Source organism: Bacillus sp. HMA207, from assembly GCF_003402455.1.
Taxonomy (GTDB): Bacteria; Bacillota; Bacilli; order Bacillales; family Bacillaceae_G; genus Bacillus_A; species Bacillus_A cereus.
In genome coordinates this window covers 1,941,030-1,959,683 of sequence record NZ_BEZT01000001.1, presented here as the reverse complement: position 1 = coordinate 1,959,683, position 18,654 = coordinate 1,941,030, and the positions used below count along the sequence as shown (strand labels likewise).

The window sequence follows — 18,654 nt, the reverse complement described above, 5'->3', positions numbered from 1 at the left end:
AATTTTTCATATATACAATTTCCATAAACAATATTTTTATTTGTAAAAATAATTTAAATTTACAGTAAATAGGTGTATTATTTTTTTATCACTGTCAAAATTTTTATACATAACAGGAGGGCATTATGGCATTTTCATTTCCGACTATACAAGAGTTTTTGGAACGTGTTTTAATCGATCATACATGTAGCCTTAATCACATTAAGCAAGTAAACGAAAGGTTTTATTATCTCCCTTCTACTACAGATGAATATAATTGCGCCATTATTTATGTAGATGACTCATTCACTGCACTAATTGACGCTTTTTCTTATGAATTAGCTGTTATCATCCTTAACGAAAACGATGAGCCGATATGCTGTATAACTTCTCAGCAAATGATTCCATTTCTTTATAAGTCCTACAATGAACTACAGTCATTTTATGACACCGTAATACAAACAACTGACTCTTCTGTTACAGTCATTGATAGTAAAGAATGCGTTCGAACTTGGACAGATGGTGCTGAAAAAATATTTTCAGTCAACCATAATGAAATTATTGGGCAACCGATTACTCATTTTTTTGATTATAAAGACTTGGAAATTTTACAATCTTTACATGATGGAAAAAGCATAGTCGCTCAGTTCCATCAGCCTCGTCCCGATTTATTCGTATTAATTAATTCAAATCCAGTTTATTGTAATGATGAAATTATAGGAGCAGTCGTTTCAGAAACAGATGTTACAAATCAAGTCGCTTTAAATGAAAAACTATTTAATATGTCACATGAAATGCACCGTTTAGAACAAGAAGTGGCAAAGTATAAAGATGAATCCGATCCATTCCTTGCGATGAATGGGAAAAGTCCTGTTATACAAAGAACGATACAATTAGCTAGAAAAGTTTGTTCGGTAAAATCAACTGTTTTAATACTTGGGGAAAGCGGAGTTGGAAAAGAAGTATTTGCGAAAGCAATTCATGAAGCAAGTGAGGCAGCGAAGGCGCCTTTCATTTCGATTAACTGCGGGGCAATTCCAGAAGCGTTATTTGAAAGTGAATTATTCGGTTACGAGCGTGGGGCGTTTTCTGGAGCAAATAGTAAAGGAAAAAAAGGTAAAATTGAACTCGCGCAAGGCGGTACTTTATTTCTTGATGAAATAGGTGAAATGCCACTTGATATGCAAGTAAAACTGTTACGTGTACTGCAAGAGCGAAAGTATTACCGAGTTGGTGGTGAAAAAGAAATTAATATTGATTTCCGTATTATCGCTGCTACAAATCGTGATTTACAAGAAGAAATGAGAAAAGGAACTTTCCGAGAAGATTTATATTACCGCTTAAATGTAGTTAGTTTGCAGATTCCACCGCTGCGCGAAAGACGCGAGGATATTATTGAATTAACCTATTCTTTCTTAAACGATTTTTCAATCAACTACAACAGACCAATTCGTGACCTACCTTCAAGCATTATGCATGAACTGCTTCATTACAATTGGCCAGGTAATATTCGCGAACTTCGAAACGTTGTTGAACGGCTTGTGGTATTCGCAACAGACGGAATTATAAAACAAGAATATTTACCATTTCATACGACTGAAACTTTAGACAACCATACAGCTCATTCCCTATTACTCAGCAACAATAATACAATCCTTTCTTTACAAGAAGAGATGGATGAGCATGAGAAAAAAGTTATTGAAAGGGCTTTACGAATTTTAAATGGGAATAAATTAGAATGCGCAAAACAACTTGGTGTAACAAGGGCTACTTTATATAACCGTTTAAAGAAACTTGGACTTCAATAAAGAATCAGTATGCACCGATCAGGCGTTTACAGGTAGCCCTCTCTCCCTCCTCTATATTGGCATGATTTTTGCATGTATAATTTGTGAAAATCGAACTAGAGGAGGAATACACATGACAAATAAAAACAACTTAATCGTTTGTCGTTGTGAAGAGGTTACATATGGGCAACTTCAATCGACAATTGCTGAATATAACTGCTCGGCAAGAGAATTAAAATTAAGAACACGTGCTGGCATGGGATTTTGCGGTGGTCGCACATGCAGAATAATGATAGATCGAATGATTGAAAATGTGAATCCTGACGTAACTCTTAATGAACTACCGTTAAAATATCAACCACCAATACGTGCAGTTACTTTTGGATCAGTAGGTGAAAGTAAATGAGTAGAATTACACATCACCCTATTTTAGGTACTTTACAAAGTAGTGAGCGTATTACCTTTCAATTTAACGGTCATCAATACGAAGCATATGAACATGAAACGATAGCTGCTGCCCTGTTAGCAAATGAAATAAGGACATTAAGAGTTCATGAAGATAGCGGAACACCGCGAGGTATTTATTGTAATATCGGGCACTGTTCCGAATGCCGCGTGACAGTAAATAATCAAACAAATGTACGCGCATGCTTAACTGTTGTAGAAGAAAACATGGTTGTTGAAAGCGGGAAACAGCATCCGAATATCGTGAGAGAGATGGTGAAAAAGCGATGAGTGATGTAATTATTATAGGTGCAGGGCCAGCGGGATTATCTGCTTCTATCTCTTGTGCTCGTTTCGGACTAAAAGTGCTCGTTATTGATGAATTTATGAAGCCGGGCGGGAGATTGTTAGGACAGTTGCATCAAGAGCCTACTGGAGAATGGTGGAACGGAATAGAAGAATCGAAGCGACTTCATGAAGAAGCAGAATCACTTTCAGTACATATCAGGTGCGGTGTTTCGGTCTATAATTTAGATAGAGATGAAAACAATTGGTTTGTACATACTAATATCGGTACGTTAGAAGCACCTTTCGTACTACTTGCTACTGGAGCTGCGGAATATTCTATTCCCCTTCCTGGCTGGACACTTCCAGGAGTGATGTCAATTGGAGCAGCTCAAGTTATGACAAATGTTCATCGCGTGCAAGTTGGAAAAAAAGGAATTATTATTGGTGCTAACATTTTGTCTTTCGCCATTTTAAGTGAATTGCAATTAGCGGGAATTACAGTGGATCATATTGTACTCCCTGAGAAAAGCGAGTTAAGTCAAAAAGCTGGTGAACCTGAAGAAGTTTTAAACTCTCTTTTAAATGCAGCTCACCTCGCTCCTTCTGCTTTCTTGCGAATAGGTAGCCACTTTATGAAATTTGATTGGATTCGAAAAGCTGGATTAACATTCTATCCAAACAACGGAATGAAAATAAACGGAACGCCACTTCACCTTCGGAAAGCAGCTCTTGAAATTATCGGAACAGATCAAGTTGAAGGTGTACGTATTGCTAATATTGACTCTAAAGGAAATGTTATTAATGGAACAGAGAAAATATACGAAGCAGATTTTGTATGTATTGCCGGGGGATTATACCCACTTGCCGAACTTGCAGCTGTAGCTGGTTGTCCCTTCCATTACATTTCAGAATTAGGTGGACACGTTCCTCTCCATTCTGAAGCAATGGAAACCCCTCTTCCCGGTTTATTTGTAGCCGGCAATATTACAGGCATTGAAAGCGGAAAAATTGCGATGACGCAAGGAACAGTTGCAGGTCTATCTATTGCTAAATATGCAAGTAAAAAACCTGATATAGTCGACCAACAATTATCTCACGCCATTCAAAACGTTCACTCTGTTCGTCAAAAAGCTGCAATTCAGTTTAATCCTATGGTAGATATCGGTAGACGAAAAATGAATGAAATTTGGCGTGATTATTCTTCTACATATGCACATACTAAAAAGAGCTGTTGAGATTATTCTCAACAGCTCTTTTTTCTAGTCATCTGAGTTATTAAATTTCGCTAATGCGTAAATGCCTTCTTCATCATCTAATTCAAGTTGTAATCTCGCTGCGAATGGATTGACATTATATTCTCTGTCAAGCAATAAGCGTAAAGCTTCGATTAAGTTTGCTTGAATTAAAATTTGCTGGCGACCATTTACCTCTACTTCCGCAGAAAAACCGTAGTCGTCATCATACATGAGTTCAACTAACACTTCTTCTGGACCCACTTGTCTTTTTTCAGCTATATATACGCAAAGCGCATTTATAAGCTCTTGTTCAGAAATTTTTATTGTTTCCATGCTACTTCATCTGCTTTCTTCTTACGTTGGTCTTTGAAGTATTTAAATGCACGAACTGCTAACATTACGATACCAGCCATTACTAACATATTTACCATAAACGCTAATACAGAACCAAGAGCTCCCATATTTGCAAATAAGCTACCCATTAGTAAACCACCAAGACCACCTAGTAATAAACCTTTCATAAAGCTTCCTTTATTACTTTTTGGTGCCGTGTTTGTTGCTTTCGTTTTTGAATCTGGAGTCGTTTTTTGAGAATTTACATTTGAGTCTTTTTTGTTTAAATCAACTTTTGACTTTTGACCTGAACTTGGTGTAAATGATTTTTTACCAGATTTGTAACTTTTCGCTGCTGCATGATCTACGAACATAAAGCTGCTAGCCCCAAAGATAACCATGAATGCTGTCATTACTGCTACAAGTTTTTTCAACATATTATATCCATTCTCCTTTTATATAGATATATGTGAAATCTATCTTTCTAGTAAATTCAGAATGATAGATTTGTTTTTAAGAACATTTTAAAGGTTCTTATGAACTTATTATATGAACTTTTGTCGAAATATGCAAGTATTATTTACTTTCAACAGTTTGGTCACAAAGGAAAAATTAAGCAAAACAGAATTGACTTTAAATGAAACAAAACATATTATAAGTTCATAAGAACTTTTTATTATTTTGGAGGTGAAAAGATGGAAACATTTCATCTCACACGAAACGAAATGGCTACCCTTCTTCTATCACTAAGAGGATGGAATACGAAAAAGCCTCTCGGTATTTTACAAGAAGCTTGGGCAAAGTCACATAAAAAAGATATTGAAAGCGGACAAAGCGTTACAGCTTTTATTACTACCGCACTTTCACCTATTTTTGAAAAGCTGATTAAAATTGACGATACTGATGTCGGTTTTTCTTTAAATGAAATAGTTGCGCTTGGCAATCAGATTGAAAACACAAGTTTCTCTGTAACTGCTATGCAAAACTGGGTGAAACGAGATATAAAAGAAATGATTGGCTCTCCTCAAAAAGGGAAAAAATATTCAATTGAACAAGCAGCCTTACTATTTATTGTCGAAGATTTAAAAACAGCACTTGATTTTGAATCCATTCGTAAGCTATTACGCCTTATTGTAAATGACCCAGCCGATCGAAGTGATGATTTAATCAATCCTGTTCATTTATATGTAGCATACTCTTCTCTATTTGAAGAACTCAATCAAGGGAATTGCTTACAATTAAATGCAACAGATACCGTTCATACAATTGAAAACATCGTAAAAGAAAAAGCTGATAAAATCGCAAGCAAGTTCGATCAAATTAATAACGAACAACGCGAAGCAATTCGTAACGCTATTATTATTGCGACCCTTTCTGTACATACCGCTTATGTACAAATGTTAGCAAAACGTTACGTAACAGCAACTTTATTTTTACAGAACTTAGATGTGAAGCCGTAAAAAACAAGCATCCCCCCGTCATATACGTAGTACAGGGGGATGCTTGTTTTCAATCAATATAAAATACAAAAATCATTTTATATCTAAGTTTCATTCTACAATAGCTCTTGATTATGTAAAAATCATGACTAACCTAACATTCAACAATGTTCATTTCTTTTTATTAAATTCCCATCAGATTTTCTCGATAAACTTAATTACTTCATCTTTATAATTATATTTGTCATTAATTTCTTGTAATAATTCAATATCATGCGTATGAGTTTTTCCTGTCTCTAACAGCTCACGATATAAATCAATATAAGGAAGATTTTTATTTATGGCATTTTTATATTCCTTTTCTACATCGTAAAAAACCTTTTTAAACCTCACATCAGTAATCCCTGCCTCATCAATTTCAAGAATTGCATACTGAGCACGTAAGTCAGAGTTTAGCTTATTCCACTTGTAAAAAGGTTGTCCAACTGTTCCTGGGTTAATAATTAATTGATCATTGCTACTATAGCGCAATAATTGATGGTGGGTATGAGCGTAAATCGCAATATCATAATCACGATCAAATAACCGATCAAACTGTTCCTGATTATTAGTGGGCCACAAATCTCCCCCGTAATTTTTATTTTGTAGATTATGACTAATACTGATTGATAAATCATTAACCTGTTTTGTTATATGTAATGGTAAATTTTTAACATGCTTAATATAGTTTTCATCCAAGTTTTCACATTGATACTGAACTAATCTAGAAACATAAATATCAGTTGCGTTATCAATATCAATATTTTTATTAAGAACGTCAAGAAAACTATCTTCCCAGTTTCCTTGTACATAAGTATCAACGTTAATACTTTCTAATATTTCAAATAAATCATTCGATCCAGGACCAGGCATAATTAAATCTCCTAAAAACCAATAATCAGTCACACCTTCTTTCATAGAATCTTCGATAACTGCTTTTAAAGCAGTTGCATTTCCATGTACATCTGCCAGTACAGCAATTTTATGTTTCATGTATTTTATTCCCTCCTCTAAATTTACGTTTCCATCTCATTCATTTTTTATTTTCGAACCAAATCAAATTGAATAGGCATATTCTTTTTTAGGCAATTTTACTATCTCTTGAATGAAATTTGATTTCTCTAAAATGTCCTCTAACTGCCCCTCACTATAGACGTAAATACCACCTACATATGAACTGTACGCCTTTTTCTCAGTTATTACTGCTAAGGTGCTATTTTCCTTTTTAAAATCACCCTCTAGTCCTTTTTCAAAAGATAAACTTTTGGCTTCTGAAAAATAAAGGTGAATTAACGTCGCTAATTGTACGTCCTCTGATTTTGCAAAGTACTTTATTTCATTTAAAATCATTTCATCTTGTAAAGGAAGAAAGTCTTCTACTTCTAACTTCTCTCCTTTATGAAAGAAGTTTTGAAGTTCAGGAGTATAGAACGAAAGATTTTTCTCCTCTATCATTTTTAAAATTGTTTGCAGCAATATGTCTTTTCCTATCACAAACGGGTGGCCAAATCCATTATTGTAAAGCCCTTCTTTCATTTTCATTAATTGTTCGATGAAGGGGATTCCTGATTCTTCAATAACAAGTTTATCGTCAATTAAACGCATGTTAGCAATCAATTCTTCTATCTGTAAACCTTCTAATTCAAGCGATGAGTAATATAAATCTCTATTCCAAAAATCTAATTGATCCATTCCTAATGAATTAAATAAGAGCTCATCTATAATTGGAAAAACTCCATCTTCTGTTAAAGCTTTCGTTACATCATCTAATAATCTAGGTGTTTGATTTAAAATCGTACGTATTTCTTCGTCCTCTTGAATGATTCGTACCGTCCACTCACCATGATCTTCACCCGATATTTGCTGAAAACAATGTGAATATGGCCCATGTCCAACATCGTGTAGAAGGGCTACAGTAGATACTAGCTTTCGTTCATATTTCGATAAATGTATGTCACCAATCTCAGTAAGATGTTCTATCACTTTATTTACTAGCACATATACACCTATCGAATGTTCTTCCCTCGTATGTATTGCGTTCTCATGTAAAAAATAAGTATGTCCTTGTTGTTTAATATTCGCCAACCTTTGAAATGCTTTTGTATCTATCAATCGAAGGATATCTCTATCACGAATAGAGATTGGTCCATAAATCGGATCTGTAATATACATACGTTCTCCTCCTATTTTTGTAAATGAAAGACCTATACCATTATACTTAATTTTCAGTCTATTATCATTGATATATGAGAAATTTTTAATAATCTTTTCATTAACCCTTCATGAAAACGCGGCTTATATCTTTTACTATAATAATTATGAGAGACATAAAAGAATTGAAATAGCAATCCCCTATGTAAATAAGGTATAATCTACATATAGTGAACCTTTTACGTCATTAAATAAAAGGTTCTTATACTCAAAAATTCATAAACTAGAAGGTGCAACAATGTTAAGTAGTTTTATTCATTCAGTATTAACGTTTTTTGAAGGATTAGGTTATTGGGGCATTATGCTTGGACTTATGATTGAAATTATCCCAAGTGAAATTGTCCTTGCTTATGCAGGATACTTAGTATTCAATGGAAGTATCTCATTTATAGGCGCTGTTGTATTCGGTACAATTGGCGGTGTTATTGCCCAAATCTTTATTTATTGGCTTGGACGATACGGCGGACGCCCTATATTAGAACGTTACGGAAAATATATTTTCATACATAAAAAACAAATAGATGCTGCAGAAGATTGGTTTAATCGTTACGGAACTGGCGTCATTTTTACAGCACGCTTCATTCCAGTAGTGCGTCATGCAATTTCAATTCCTGCTGGTATTACAAAAATGCCATTACTACGTTTCACTACATTAACAGCACTTGCGATTATCCCTTGGTCTATTATTTTCATTTATTTAGGTGAAAAACTAGGTGAAAATTGGGAGAATATAAATGATATTGCTGGTCCGTATGTGAAATCATTCGCAATTGGTGGCGTCGTACTTATACTTTTATACTTCGTTATAAAAAAATGGACAAAAAAGCGTAAAAATCTCGCTTAAGAATATAATAAAAACCGCTATAAATTCATTCGGAATTATAGCGGTTTTTTATTTATATATGAATTAATCTTCAGGAATTATATAACACCTTTCCATCTACATTTACATGGATAAGCAACCATTTAATCATTTCTTTCGTATATTATCTCAAAAAGGAGTGGTTCCCCTATGCATTGGCAGCAAAAAATACCGTACTTAATCGGACGCCCTATCGGCATTTCCTTCATAACTGGACAAGGAACTTCTGGTGTATTATGTTCAGCGCATGATGGTCAATTATATGTGTATGAATACCTTTATCAAGCTCAGTTTGCAATGAAACATTATGATTATAGACAGATTCAAGATATACATGCATTCCCAAATTGTCCTCACCAAAATCCTCTATACTAAAAAAATCGGAACGGCTCATAGCCATTCCGATTTCTATACTTTATTTCTCAGAATAAAATTTCTGCACTGCTTCATCAAAATAAATCCAACCTTTCCAGCCCAAATGAATCGTATCTTTTAAGAAATACTTATCATATTCATGACCAGAGAAATCAATTACTGGATATCCTGCTTTCTCAACCTGTTCTCGAACTTTTTTATAATACACTTCACGGCGTTCTTTCGGGAAGCCAGTATAATCATACCAAGGCCCATTTACAGGTACAGAAATAAAGAGTGGTTTGACATTTTTCTCTTTAAATAACTCTAAAATAATTTGTAAATCACCGTATTCTGGTGATTCATCATATGTTTCATTTGCTCTAAAGTTTTTTAAACCTTTTAGTTTTTTCTTCAGATTATTCTTATGATAATACGGATTTTCAATTCCGAATGTATTTGTAGTAGATTCAGCTTTCCCTTCTTGTTCTGCGTGTTTACGTGCGTCTTCCCAAGAAATTGAACGAAGTCCGATATTTGTTTTCTCTTTCATCGGTTCGATTTTAAATAAAGAGTTAAATAAATCTCTATGATCTAAAATATTTCGATGCATATAAGCAAGTGGTTTAACTAACCCTGCTTTTATGTTATGTTTCGAATCATTATATACAATACCTTCTAATGAATTTTTTAATATATCATCTTCTTGAACAACTTTATAATCTAATAGCCGTTTCGCGATTTGCTTCTTCATTTCTGGATTTATCTCATCATTAAAAATAAAATGATATGCTTGTTGTTTGGAGAAATTATTAGTGAAATCCCCTTGTGATACACCAGTCTTTGTAAACCATTGTGGTGAAAGAACAAAGACTACTTTTTTACCTTCTAATTCATCCATAGTAGATGTCATATTTAAAATATGAGCTAAACTTTGTGTACCACCAGTTCCAATTAAAAACGGTGTAAAACCAGCTGGGTTTACTTTGAAATAATTAGACGGATGATATGCATCCATTCGTAAAAATTCTGATGAACCGTACATCGGTAAATACTGTGAATTCTCTAACATTTTTTGCTGTAAGAAAACACTTTGTAATTTCTCTTTTTGTAAAGAAGTTGCCGCATCTTCTACCTTCTTATCACTAATAAGCGATACTAAACTTTTCGATGGGATTAGAATGATAATGAAAAAAAGCACACACGCTAAAATTATAGGACCAAAAGCATGCTTCATTTTCATCTTCTGTCCCTCTTTCTATCGTTATTAAATTGTAACCCTTGTTTTTGACACGTCATCTTTTCTCTCCTTTTTCTCTATACATGTTCCATTCTATTTATCTATTATATACATGTATGTATTTCCTTCCTTGTTCTATTAAGTCCTATATAAATATCACAAGAAAATGTTTCCATAGAAACACGTTAATTATACAAGATTCTACATAAATTTCACACTGGAATTTCATTAATAATTTTATTTTTTAACAATAAAAAAACATATGAAATGTCTAGAATTCTTCGGATGATGTATGAAGTTCAAAATATGATAATAAACGCCCGCTATGATTAACTTCATGAGTATATATAAACCCGAGCTTTCGTAAAAGTTTTTTCGAGCTCTCATTTGCTACTTTAACTCTAGCAATTATTCTTGTTACATTCAAAGTCTCTATTGCATATTTAATGGAAGCCTCTGCTGCTTCTAATGCATACCCATTCCTCCAATGTTCTGGGTCAAGGAGATACATAATTTCTATTTCACCTGTTTCCTCTACCGTTCTTAAACCACAATGTCCTAAAAGCTTTCCTGTTTTACTATTAAATAACAACCATACCTCGAAGTCATACTGTTCCCAATGTAAGATAAGTTGCCCAATATAATCATTTGTTTCTTCCTTCGACATTCCTCTTGATTTAGCCAACCATTTGCCAACAGTATCTTTTTTTAATATGTTATAAAACTGATTAATATCTTCTACAATTGGTTTCCTCATAAATAATCTTTTTGTATAAATTACTTTCTCTTCTTCAAACATAGACATCATTTCCCCTCCAAATACTGTTTACAGACTAATAAATTATACCATGAACTATTTTTCTAACTTTAAATGAGAAAAACAGACTATCACATACATGAAGTCTGTTTCTCCATCACTTTATTTTTGTACATCTGCCCATTTTAAACTTGTAGCTGGACCAAATTGATGTACATATAAATCTTTCACATAGGGTTTTTGTAAGTAAGATAATCCGCGCTGGAATACTGGAGCAATTACCGCATCATCCAGTAGCATTTTTTCAGCATCTTGCATTGCTTTCCAGCGAGCCTTTTCATCATTACCTAATTCTGTTTTAATCTTCTTAATTAACGCATCATATTCTGGGTTTGCATATTCTGTATTATTGACGCTACTTCCAGAAAGGAATACTTCTAAGTAAGTCATTGGATCTGGATAATCTGGTAACCAGCGTGATAACGACATTTCATATTCTTTCTTCTTCTCAAGTGCTAATTTTTGCGTATGTGGTTGTAATTTCACATTCACTTTTAATCCTGGTAAGTTTTTCTCAAGCTGCTCTTTAATGTACTCTCCAACTTTTTTAAAGTTTTCCAAGTCATAATTTAATAGTTCTAACGTCACTTCATTTGTACCTGTCTCTTGTTTTGCTTTCTCCCAATATTCCTTCGCCTGTTTTACATTTGTCTTATTAAACTCACCAGCCGTACTTCTAAAATCTTTCTTATCTGGGCCCTTTAAAAATCCTTTTGGTACGTAATAGTTTGCTGCAACCGATCCATCATTTAAAAATGAATCTGCGAGTCCCTTCTTATCAAAAACTGTACTTAGCGCAAGACGTGCATTTTTATTTTTAAGAATCGGTACATTTTCATTAAATCGGAAGAAGTACATAACTGGATCTGTATATTGTTTTAACTCTTTATTATTTTTATATTTATCTACGAATTCTGTAGAAATAACAGCTCTATCAACTTTATCTGTTTCATATAAATTTACCGCAGTTGAAATTTCTTTTACAATTTGATAGTTTACTTCATCTAACTTCACTTCTTTTTTATCCCAATACTTATCGTTTTTCTTCATTGTAAAGCTAGCTTCATGCTTCCACTCTGATAATGTAAACGGTCCATTATATACCGCTTTATTTGCTTCTAATCCATATTTATCACCTTGCTCTTTCGCATATTTTTCGTTAATTGGATAGAAGGATGGTAAAATTAATAATTTCGTAAAATACGGTACAGGATGTTCTAGCTCTACGACGAATGTTTTATCATCCTTCGCTTTTACTCCTAATTCATCTAGACCTAGTTGTTTTTTATTTATTTTCTCAGCATTTTTTACATCGTACGCAATGTATGCATATTGAGAAGCAGTATCTGGATTTACCAATTGCTTCCAAGCGTATACGTAATCATGAGCGGTTACTGGCTCTCCGTTAGACCATTTCGCATCACGTAATTGGAATGTATATGTTTTTCCATCTTTACTCACTTCATATTTTTGTGCGCCGGCTTCAATTACTTCATCATTTTTCGATAGACGAAATAGTCCTTCCATTACGTTATTCAAAACGTTAAACGAGACTGCATCTGTTACTTTCCCTGAATTTAACGACGGAATTTCACCTGTTTCTAGTAACTGTAATACTTTCTTCTCATCTTTCGGCTTTGTTGCAGTTTTTTCTTTTGCGCAACCAACTAAAAATGAAGAAACTAATAGAGTACTAACTAATGAGTAACGAACAACTTTTTTCATTTAAAAACCCCCTTCTATTTTTAAGGTAAGTAACGACGAGCACCAGCGTATTCTTCTATATATCCTGGTGTATTTAGCGGTATAATCTCTACCGACCTTTCAGCTCTTGGTGAGTGAATCATATTGCCATCACCAATATACATTGCAACGTGATGGACACTACCTTTCCCTTGATCATGTGCAAAGAAAATTAAATCTCCTTTTTGTAGATTTTCTTTATCAACTGCAACCCCTGCTCTTGATTGCGGTCCAGAATCTCGCGGAATTGTAATGCCGTGCGATTTATAGATCGTATGTGTGAAGCCAGAGCAATCAAATCCAAAACCACTTGTACCAGCCCATATATACGGTAAGCCTAAAAACATTTTCCCTGTGTTAATTAAATCATCGGCCGCCGGAGTTGGAATATCAGTTTGAGATCGGTAAACTGTTCCATCATTTTTTCGTAGCCATGCTTTCTGACCATTTGGCAACAATACACGGTATGAAATTGTGTCTTCACTTAATAGCGGCAGTCTTGTATTATAACTGACTTCAAGTGATTTATGTTTTTCAGAAGGATTTATATATAAAATCGCTGTTGGTTTGGTTATTAAGACAAAAGGTTCATTTGTTTTATCTGCAAATTCTTGATTATATGTTAATTGTTTTTCAGGCATCCAGCCCGGATAACCTTCTTCATTTCGTGGTGTTGGCTGTCCATGCACTAATACCTTCACCCATTCGCCTTTCTTATCAATAACAGTTACTTCTTGACCGAGTAAAGCTTGTGTTTCTAATTTATTTGCATTTGTTAACCATAGTTTCTCGTCAAGTGTCATTGATTTCGTCCATTTCCATAGATCCACTGGATTTGTTGCACTCGGTGTATCGATTGGTCTTAATGAATCAGGTGCTGTCCATAACGTTGCAGCAGATACATCTATAAATGCTTTATTATCCTTCTTTTCTTCAGCATTTGCCGATGTAAACGATGAAAATATAAATAAAGTTGTTAAAAATGCAGTTCCTACTTTTTTCATATATATCCCCCTTAAAAGATAGTTTACTTGTCTCTTCTCCTAAGATTTACTATTCACTGTCGATTGAAGGTTTACCTTTGATCCAGAATAAGTCATTCCTTCTGGCTCTTCCATTAACCAAAGCGGTGCATCAAGATCAAAATAATGAATATTAGGATGCGCTGCCGCTAAATGCGCAACAGCACTAACGGAAAGTGAAGACTCCATCATGCTGCCCACCATACACTTCACACCAGCTGTTTCTGCGATATCAGCAATACGCCATGCTTCACGTATGCCACCACATTTCATTAATTTAATATTAATGAAGTCTGCATATCTTCCTTGAACGAGCTTTAATGCGTCACTTGCTGAAAATATACTTTCATCGGCCATAATTGGCGTTTGCACACGATCTTTGACGTACTTTAACCCATCCCAATCTTTCGCGTGTACTGGTTGTTCAATAAATTCTATATTTAAATTACGATTTTCCATCTCTTGAATGATAGAGACCGCTTCTTTTGGACTCCAACCTTGATTCGCATCTAAACGTAATGTCGTATTTCTTGGTACCACATTTCGAATTGCCTCAATACGTTCCAAATCTAAATGCGCCTCTTTACCCACTTTAATCTTTAATGTTTGAAATCCTTTTTCTATATGTTTCTTCGCTTCTTTTGCCATTAATACAGGCTCATCCACACTCACTGTAATATCGGTATGAATTTCTTTCTTCCCGCCTAACAATGCATATAACGGCACATTTTGATATTGGCAATATACATCATATAAAGCGATATCTACCGCTGCTTTTGCACTTGAATTTCCAATACAACTCATTTGAATGCGCTGTAGTAACTGCTGAAATTGAATGATATTTTGACCAATTAAACATGAACGCATCGGCCCTAAAATCGCTTCTTCCATTCCGCTGGTGAAATCCCCCGTAATAACTGGCGTTGCGGCTGCAGCCCCCTTACCAATCACTCCTTCGTCTGTATGAATATAAACATCTATACTTTCAATTTCGGTTACAGTACGAAGCGCGGTTTTAAACGGTGTATGCAGTTTTACACGTCTACGATTTACTTTTACATCTGTAATTTTCATTTTGTTCATCCTTTCGTTCTCCAATGAAGTGAAATTTTAATCCACCGGAGATTTATACCCACGGATTATTAGGTAAACCCATTGGGCATTTACTCTCCTATCTCTCTACTTTATTTTCGTTTGCTTTTGATGTAGGACGATAATGTGAAATAAAAAAATCCAGCCATAAGAATGATTCTTACGGCTGGATTTTGTCTATGATTGAGTAGACAAAGCAGCAATCTGATTATATTTTTTCTGTGCATCTTTTAGCGCTACAAGTAACGCTTTTTGAGAAGAACCGAAATATCGGTTCTTTACTTCCATTACTAACGCCGGGTCATTTATATTTTTATGTAGAAATAAATATTTAACAAATTGAGATGTTAATGCAATTGTCGCTGAGCAGTCTGCATCTACAATTTCCCCTGTATCCTTAACAAGTATAAATGCTACGAAATAGCTTTTAAACTTTTCAGTAATGGGATTATTTTGAGGTGCTTTCGCATCCCCTACGATATAAATTGTATTTGAAGCGTACACAGCTATCTTCCTTTCTTATACGAGGATAACGGGTTTCTTAATAGTCGTATGAGCGAGGAACTCAACGTGGATTAAAAAATGTATCCGCTTACCTTGTATTATAATATAATTGACAGAATTTTAACAACATTTATTTTAGTGCATATTCCATATTTATGAAAACAGCTTAAACTCTTCATTTTTACAATATGTGATTGTTCCTTGTACCATGACATTCATACATAAAAAACTGCACCTCCAATTGTTAGACGCTGCCTAACAATTGGAGGTGCAGTTCAATGGCTAACTGTTTTTTATTACTTTGGCATCACAAATATAGTTTCATTTGACTTAGAAAATTGATACTCTTTTCTCGCTAACTTCAAAATTTCTTCCTCATCGTCTGTTAAATTTTCTATGTTAGTCTTTAAAGAATCTTTATCTTTCTTTAAAGATACTAATTGCTTCTTTTGATCCGTAATCGTATCTTTCTTTTTATCAATTACTTCTTGTTGTTTCGTTAAAATATATTGAACGTACAGAGTAGTTGTCGCAATAAAAAGGACCATTAAAATAAGTCGCCTTAACTTCTTTTTATTTACCCTACGCTTGTCACTAGGTTGTGATAATTGCTCTGGTATATTAGGAACATTTACTCGTTTGAGTTTCCTCATTCAAATCCCCCTAACCCATATTTTTCACTACCATCGGCACGTTTTCTTACTAAATTAATTCTATTCTTATAAAATAAACTCCTTCACAAAAATATCCCATAAATTAACCAATTAAAGATAGCATTCGACGACATTTCCATATTTACACCGTTTTTTTTTATACATGCTGCTATAAAATAGTAGTTTCTGTAATTCTTTTTCTACTATTGTAGAAGAGTTTTTTCACACACAAAATTCCTTCCCCACATATCCATGTTATAACATGCTTACAAGGAGGGGGAATATGCATTACCGTACATTAGGTAAAACTGGAATAACTGTTTCTGAAATAGGTTTTGGCGCATGGGCAATCGGTGGGGATGAATGGGGACCTGTTAACGATAAACAATCTATAACCGCTATAAAAAAAGCAATTGAGTGTGGTGTGAATTTTATTGATACTGCGGATGTGTATGGTTTAGGACATAGTGAAAAGTTGGTGGCTACCGCGATTAAAGGACATCGTAATGATATTATCCTATCAACGAAAGGTGGTTTAATCGGACATCACTACGACCCTAATGGAGTTCCTGTATATGATACTCCCGAAAAAATCATCGCCGTATTCGAAACAAGTTTACAACGTCTTCAAACAGATTATATTGATCTTTATTTTTGTCATATTTGGTGGCATAATCGTAGGGAAACAGAAGCATTTCTACGTGCATTTGACATATTAAAACGTGATGGCAAAGTAAGAGCAGTCGGTGTTTCGACTCATGATTTACAATACATTCATCATTTCAATAACAACAACGAAATTGATATCGTACAGCTTGATTACAATATATTAAATCGAAAACCAGAAAAAGATATATTACCATTTTTACAAGAGAAAAATTTAGGAGCTGTTATTCGTGGTCCATTAAAAATGGGCATTTTAACTGGAAAATTCACAAATAAAACAATTTTTCCGGATGGAGATTTACGCAAAGATTGGCCAAATGAAACTTGGTTTCAAGAAGACTTACAAACTGTAGAGAAACTTCGGTTGCTCTCAAATAAAAATCAGACCTTAGGGCAACTTGCACTTCGCTATGTACTCTCTCATCCGGCAGTAAGTGTTGTAATTCCTGGTGCCAAAACAGGAATACAAGCACAAGAAAATGCAAATGCATCTGTTCGCCCTATGTTGAGTGATGAAGAGCTTAACTATATCCATTCAATATAAAAAGCCCAATCCGGGCTTTTTAATTTGGGAAACTAATATCATACTCCATTCGCTTCGCTGTGTCCTCCGCAACATGCACACCTAACAAGTTTTTCACAATATGAAATGCCATATTAATTCCAGCTGAAATTCCAGCAGATGTTATAATATGTCCTTCATCTACAAACTTTACATTTTCTATAACTTCAACATTTTGAAACTCATTTTTAAACTTTTCAATACTAGCCCAATGTGTTGTTGCTTTTAAACCTTCTAGTAAACCTGCTTTCGCCAGTAATAGCGCTCCTGTACAAACTGAAGTCATCAGCTTTACTTCTTTCATTTGTTGGCGAATCCATTTTATTACTATTTCATTTTTTATTTCATATTTTCTAGCACCTAGCCCGCCCGGAATTATTAAAATATCCACTGGTGGTAAATTTTCAATACTATAATCTGACTGTACCTTCAATCCATTCCTTGCTGTAATCATTTCCCCATTCTCGCTAACTGTATAAACAGTAAAGGGTTTTTCTCCATTCACCTCAGTTACAGAAAAAACTTCAAATGGCCCTGCAAAGTCTAACACTTCTACTTCATTAAATAAAAATATACCAACACTCCATTTATTCATCATAAGTTCACTTCCTGTTTCAAATGATGTAAAAGGTGATCATATCCTTTTTCTAATGCAATATCATACGCTGTTTTCCCATCACTTTTCTTAATCATCTTATTAGCTCCATTTTTAAGGAGCAACATAATTATTTCCTCATTTCCCAATAATGCTGCTTCGTGGAGTCCTGTCCAGCCACCACTTTGCATAATATTTACATCTGATCCTTTTTCAATTAAGAAAGCGACAAGTTCACTTTGCTTGTTCGCAATTGCCGCTTGCAAAGGCGTATTTTCATTTTCGTTTTTCGCTCTACTATGTATATCTGCACCGCTTTCTAAAAGAAAACTCGCTATTTCTTTCTGTCCAAAATAAGCTGCTAAATGAAGTGGTGTCCAGCCATCTTCACTACATTCGTTAACAATACTTGGACTCGCCTTTATAAACTTTACTACTTTTTCCTTATTACCACTTATCACAGCTTGTGCTATTGATTGTAAATACTCCATAATAATCTCCCATCCTTCAAAATATTTAAGCATCTCCTTCTACATGTTCTATTCATTATTACATTTTCCTTTTAAAATCTTAAGTTTACATAACAATATTATATACCACTTTTTTGTGCTTAATGCTGAATAGCAATAATGTTAAAAATACTGCCTTTAAACAATGAAGACCATGATTTCATTAGAGTTACTGAAAAAGCAAGCAAAAAACTATACACATAGTTTTCATCATATTTGTTCAGTTGCATGAAATAAAACAGGTAATGTCTATTACTGCTATTCATGCTTTCGACGCATC

The 18,654-nt window shown here is 34.2% G+C and carries 21 protein-coding genes; 8 read left to right on the top strand and 13 right to left on the bottom strand.

The window, feature by feature from the left end; translation table 11 throughout:
* Nucleotides 1-125 precede the first annotated feature (125 nt).
* From HMAS_RS10265 to HMAS_RS10250, 4 genes are all read left to right on the top strand, one after another.
* Nucleotides 126-1,787 (top strand): sigma-54 interaction domain-containing protein, encoded by a 1,662-nt coding sequence (locus HMAS_RS10265; RefSeq protein WP_000885731.1) that lies wholly within the window; start codon nucleotides 126-128, stop codon nucleotides 1,785-1,787.
* Nucleotides 1,788-1,899: 112 nt separating this feature from the next.
* On the top strand, nucleotides 1,900-2,172 hold the full coding sequence (locus HMAS_RS10260; RefSeq protein WP_000182620.1) for a (2Fe-2S)-binding protein: 273 nt from the start codon (nucleotides 1,900-1,902) through the stop codon (nucleotides 2,170-2,172).
* On the top strand, nucleotides 2,169-2,501 hold the full coding sequence (locus tag HMAS_RS10255) for a (2Fe-2S)-binding protein (RefSeq protein ID WP_000087063.1): 333 nt from the start codon (nucleotides 2,169-2,171) through the stop codon (nucleotides 2,499-2,501). Before HMAS_RS10260 ends, HMAS_RS10255 begins: the two co-directional genes overlap by 4 nt.
* The gene (locus HMAS_RS10250) at nucleotides 2,498-3,733 is read left to right on the top strand and encodes an NAD(P)/FAD-dependent oxidoreductase (protein WP_001286091.1); all 1,236 of its coding nucleotides are present in this window, start codon (nucleotides 2,498-2,500) and stop codon (nucleotides 3,731-3,733) included. The genes HMAS_RS10255 and HMAS_RS10250 overlap by 4 nt, the downstream gene beginning before the upstream one ends.
* A 24-nt stretch (nucleotides 3,734-3,757) precedes the next feature.
* On the opposite strand, the gene HMAS_RS10245 is transcribed toward HMAS_RS10250, so the two are convergent.
* Both HMAS_RS10245 and HMAS_RS10240 read right to left on the bottom strand, forming a co-directional pair.
* Nucleotides 3,758-4,066, bottom strand: coding sequence for a YxcD family protein (locus HMAS_RS10245; RefSeq protein ID WP_000447758.1), 309 nt, complete (start codon nucleotides 4,064-4,066; stop codon nucleotides 3,758-3,760).
* Nucleotides 4,054-4,503, bottom strand: a complete 450-nt coding sequence (locus HMAS_RS10240; protein WP_000914478.1) for a hypothetical protein — start codon at nucleotides 4,501-4,503, stop codon at nucleotides 4,054-4,056. The genes HMAS_RS10245 and HMAS_RS10240 overlap by 13 nt, the downstream gene beginning before the upstream one ends.
* Nucleotides 4,504-4,761: 258 nt before the next feature.
* Here HMAS_RS10240 and HMAS_RS10235 point away from each other — a divergent pair, with 258 nt between their 5' ends.
* A complete protein-coding gene (locus HMAS_RS10235; RefSeq protein WP_000447231.1) occupies nucleotides 4,762-5,526 on the top strand; it encodes a DUF1836 domain-containing protein in 765 nt (254 codons plus the stop codon).
* Between the two features lie 174 nt (nucleotides 5,527-5,700).
* Here HMAS_RS10235 and HMAS_RS10230 read toward each other — a convergent pair whose 3' ends face one another.
* Both HMAS_RS10230 and HMAS_RS10225 read right to left on the bottom strand, forming a co-directional pair.
* Nucleotides 5,701-6,537 carry a metallophosphoesterase family protein gene (locus tag HMAS_RS10230; protein ID WP_000680866.1) on the bottom strand — a complete coding sequence of 279 codons (837 nt, stop codon included), beginning with the start codon at nucleotides 6,535-6,537 and terminating at the stop codon, nucleotides 5,701-5,703.
* Between the two features lie 63 nt (nucleotides 6,538-6,600).
* Nucleotides 6,601-7,716: an HD domain-containing protein gene (locus HMAS_RS10225; protein WP_000275988.1), complete on the bottom strand. Its 1,116-nt coding sequence runs from the start codon at nucleotides 7,714-7,716 to the stop codon at nucleotides 6,601-6,603.
* Between the two features lie 277 nt (nucleotides 7,717-7,993).
* Here HMAS_RS10225 and HMAS_RS10220 point away from each other — a divergent pair, with 277 nt between their 5' ends.
* The gene (locus HMAS_RS10220; protein ID WP_000952913.1) at nucleotides 7,994-8,599 is read left to right on the top strand and encodes a DedA family protein; all 606 of its coding nucleotides are present in this window, start codon (nucleotides 7,994-7,996) and stop codon (nucleotides 8,597-8,599) included.
* Nucleotides 8,600-8,767: 168 nt separating this feature from the next.
* On the top strand, nucleotides 8,768-8,992 hold the full coding sequence (locus HMAS_RS10215; protein ID WP_000558695.1) for a hypothetical protein: 225 nt from the start codon (nucleotides 8,768-8,770) through the stop codon (nucleotides 8,990-8,992).
* Between the two features lie 40 nt (nucleotides 8,993-9,032).
* Here HMAS_RS10215 and dltD read toward each other — a convergent pair whose 3' ends face one another.
* The 7 genes from dltD to HMAS_RS10180 all read right to left on the bottom strand — a co-directional run bounded on the left by dltD (nucleotide 9,033) and on the right by HMAS_RS10180 (nucleotide 16,042).
* Nucleotides 9,033-10,214 carry a D-alanyl-lipoteichoic acid biosynthesis protein DltD gene (dltD, locus tag HMAS_RS10210; RefSeq protein ID WP_000782297.1) on the bottom strand — a complete coding sequence of 394 codons (1,182 nt, stop codon included), beginning with the start codon at nucleotides 10,212-10,214 and terminating at the stop codon, nucleotides 9,033-9,035.
* A 268-nt stretch (nucleotides 10,215-10,482) separates the two neighbouring features.
* A complete protein-coding gene (locus tag HMAS_RS10205) occupies nucleotides 10,483-11,016 on the bottom strand; it encodes a GNAT family N-acetyltransferase (protein ID WP_116344782.1) in 534 nt (177 codons plus the stop codon).
* Nucleotides 11,017-11,130: 114 nt separating this feature from the next.
* Nucleotides 11,131-12,753 carry a peptide ABC transporter substrate-binding protein gene (locus HMAS_RS10200; RefSeq protein ID WP_000758260.1) on the bottom strand — a complete coding sequence of 541 codons (1,623 nt, stop codon included), beginning with the start codon at nucleotides 12,751-12,753 and terminating at the stop codon, nucleotides 11,131-11,133.
* A 20-nt stretch (nucleotides 12,754-12,773) separates the two neighbouring features.
* Nucleotides 12,774-13,775, bottom strand: a complete 1,002-nt coding sequence (locus HMAS_RS10195; protein WP_006921880.1) for a C40 family peptidase — start codon at nucleotides 13,773-13,775, stop codon at nucleotides 12,774-12,776.
* Between the two features lie 39 nt (nucleotides 13,776-13,814).
* The gene (locus HMAS_RS10190) at nucleotides 13,815-14,876 is read right to left on the bottom strand and encodes a dipeptide epimerase (RefSeq protein WP_001038463.1); all 1,062 of its coding nucleotides are present in this window, start codon (nucleotides 14,874-14,876) and stop codon (nucleotides 13,815-13,817) included.
* 186 nt (nucleotides 14,877-15,062) lie between these two features.
* Entirely contained in the window at nucleotides 15,063-15,389 is a 327-nt protein-coding gene (locus tag HMAS_RS10185) for a DUF3870 domain-containing protein (protein WP_000271312.1), read from the bottom strand.
* A 296-nt stretch (nucleotides 15,390-15,685) separates the two neighbouring features.
* On the bottom strand, nucleotides 15,686-16,042 hold the full coding sequence (locus HMAS_RS10180) for an FtsB family cell division protein (protein ID WP_001228729.1): 357 nt from the start codon (nucleotides 16,040-16,042) through the stop codon (nucleotides 15,686-15,688).
* Nucleotides 16,043-16,325: 283 nt separating this feature from the next.
* Between HMAS_RS10180 and HMAS_RS10175 the strand changes: the two genes are divergently transcribed.
* Complete coding sequence (locus tag HMAS_RS10175) at nucleotides 16,326-17,252, top strand: aldo/keto reductase (RefSeq protein WP_000559357.1); 927 nt, start codon at nucleotides 16,326-16,328, stop codon at nucleotides 17,250-17,252.
* Nucleotides 17,253-17,271: 19 nt separating this feature from the next.
* Here HMAS_RS10175 and HMAS_RS10170 read toward each other — a convergent pair whose 3' ends face one another.
* Nucleotides 17,272-17,868 carry a DJ-1/PfpI family protein gene (locus tag HMAS_RS10170; RefSeq protein ID WP_000981438.1) on the bottom strand — a complete coding sequence of 199 codons (597 nt, stop codon included), beginning with the start codon at nucleotides 17,866-17,868 and terminating at the stop codon, nucleotides 17,272-17,274.
* Nucleotides 17,865-18,356, bottom strand: a complete 492-nt coding sequence (locus HMAS_RS10165) for an ankyrin repeat domain-containing protein (RefSeq protein ID WP_000456154.1) — start codon at nucleotides 18,354-18,356, stop codon at nucleotides 17,865-17,867. Before HMAS_RS10165 ends, HMAS_RS10170 begins: the two co-directional genes overlap by 4 nt.
* Nucleotides 18,357-18,654: the final 298 nt, after the last annotated feature.

Bases quoted from the DNA above. Each gene is read 5' to 3' on its own strand.
- HMAS_RS10235 (WP_000447231.1), top strand. From the start codon at position 4,762: ATGGAAACATTTCATCTCACACGAAACGAAATGGCTACCCTTCTTCTA.
- HMAS_RS10190 (WP_001038463.1), bottom strand. From the start codon at position 14,876: ATGAACAAAATGAAAATTACAGATGTAAAAGTAAATCGTAGACGTGTA.
- HMAS_RS10225 (WP_000275988.1), bottom strand. From the start codon at position 7,716: ATGTATATTACAGATCCGATTTATGGACCAATCTCTATTCGTGATAGA.
- HMAS_RS10195 (WP_006921880.1), bottom strand. From the start codon at position 13,775: ATGAAAAAAGTAGGAACTGCATTTTTAACAACTTTATTTATATTTTCA.
- HMAS_RS10170 (WP_000981438.1), bottom strand. From the start codon at position 17,868: ATGATGAATAAATGGAGTGTTGGTATATTTTTATTTAATGAAGTAGAA.
- HMAS_RS10250 (WP_001286091.1), top strand. From the start codon at position 2,498: ATGAGTGATGTAATTATTATAGGTGCAGGGCCAGCGGGATTATCTGCT.
- HMAS_RS10205 (WP_116344782.1), bottom strand. From the start codon at position 11,016: ATGTCTATGTTTGAAGAAGAGAAAGTAATTTATACAAAAAGATTATTT.
- HMAS_RS10230 (WP_000680866.1), bottom strand. From the start codon at position 6,537: ATGAAACATAAAATTGCTGTACTGGCAGATGTACATGGAAATGCAACT.
- HMAS_RS10260 (WP_000182620.1), top strand. From the start codon at position 1,900: ATGACAAATAAAAACAACTTAATCGTTTGTCGTTGTGAAGAGGTTACA.
- HMAS_RS10200 (WP_000758260.1), bottom strand. From the start codon at position 12,753: ATGAAAAAAGTTGTTCGTTACTCATTAGTTAGTACTCTATTAGTTTCT.
- HMAS_RS10215 (WP_000558695.1), top strand. From the start codon at position 8,768: ATGCATTGGCAGCAAAAAATACCGTACTTAATCGGACGCCCTATCGGC.
- HMAS_RS10220 (WP_000952913.1), top strand. From the start codon at position 7,994: ATGTTAAGTAGTTTTATTCATTCAGTATTAACGTTTTTTGAAGGATTA.
- HMAS_RS10165 (WP_000456154.1), bottom strand. From the start codon at position 18,356: ATGGAGTATTTACAATCAATAGCACAAGCTGTGATAAGTGGTAATAAG.
- HMAS_RS10255 (WP_000087063.1), top strand. From the start codon at position 2,169: ATGAGTAGAATTACACATCACCCTATTTTAGGTACTTTACAAAGTAGT.
- dltD (WP_000782297.1), bottom strand. From the start codon at position 10,214: ATGAAAATGAAGCATGCTTTTGGTCCTATAATTTTAGCGTGTGTGCTT.
- HMAS_RS10180 (WP_001228729.1), bottom strand. From the start codon at position 16,042: ATGAGGAAACTCAAACGAGTAAATGTTCCTAATATACCAGAGCAATTA.
- HMAS_RS10175 (WP_000559357.1), top strand. From the start codon at position 16,326: ATGCATTACCGTACATTAGGTAAAACTGGAATAACTGTTTCTGAAATA.
- HMAS_RS10240 (WP_000914478.1), bottom strand. From the start codon at position 4,503: ATGTTGAAAAAACTTGTAGCAGTAATGACAGCATTCATGGTTATCTTT.
- HMAS_RS10265 (WP_000885731.1), top strand. From the start codon at position 126: ATGGCATTTTCATTTCCGACTATACAAGAGTTTTTGGAACGTGTTTTA.
- HMAS_RS10245 (WP_000447758.1), bottom strand. From the start codon at position 4,066: ATGGAAACAATAAAAATTTCTGAACAAGAGCTTATAAATGCGCTTTGC.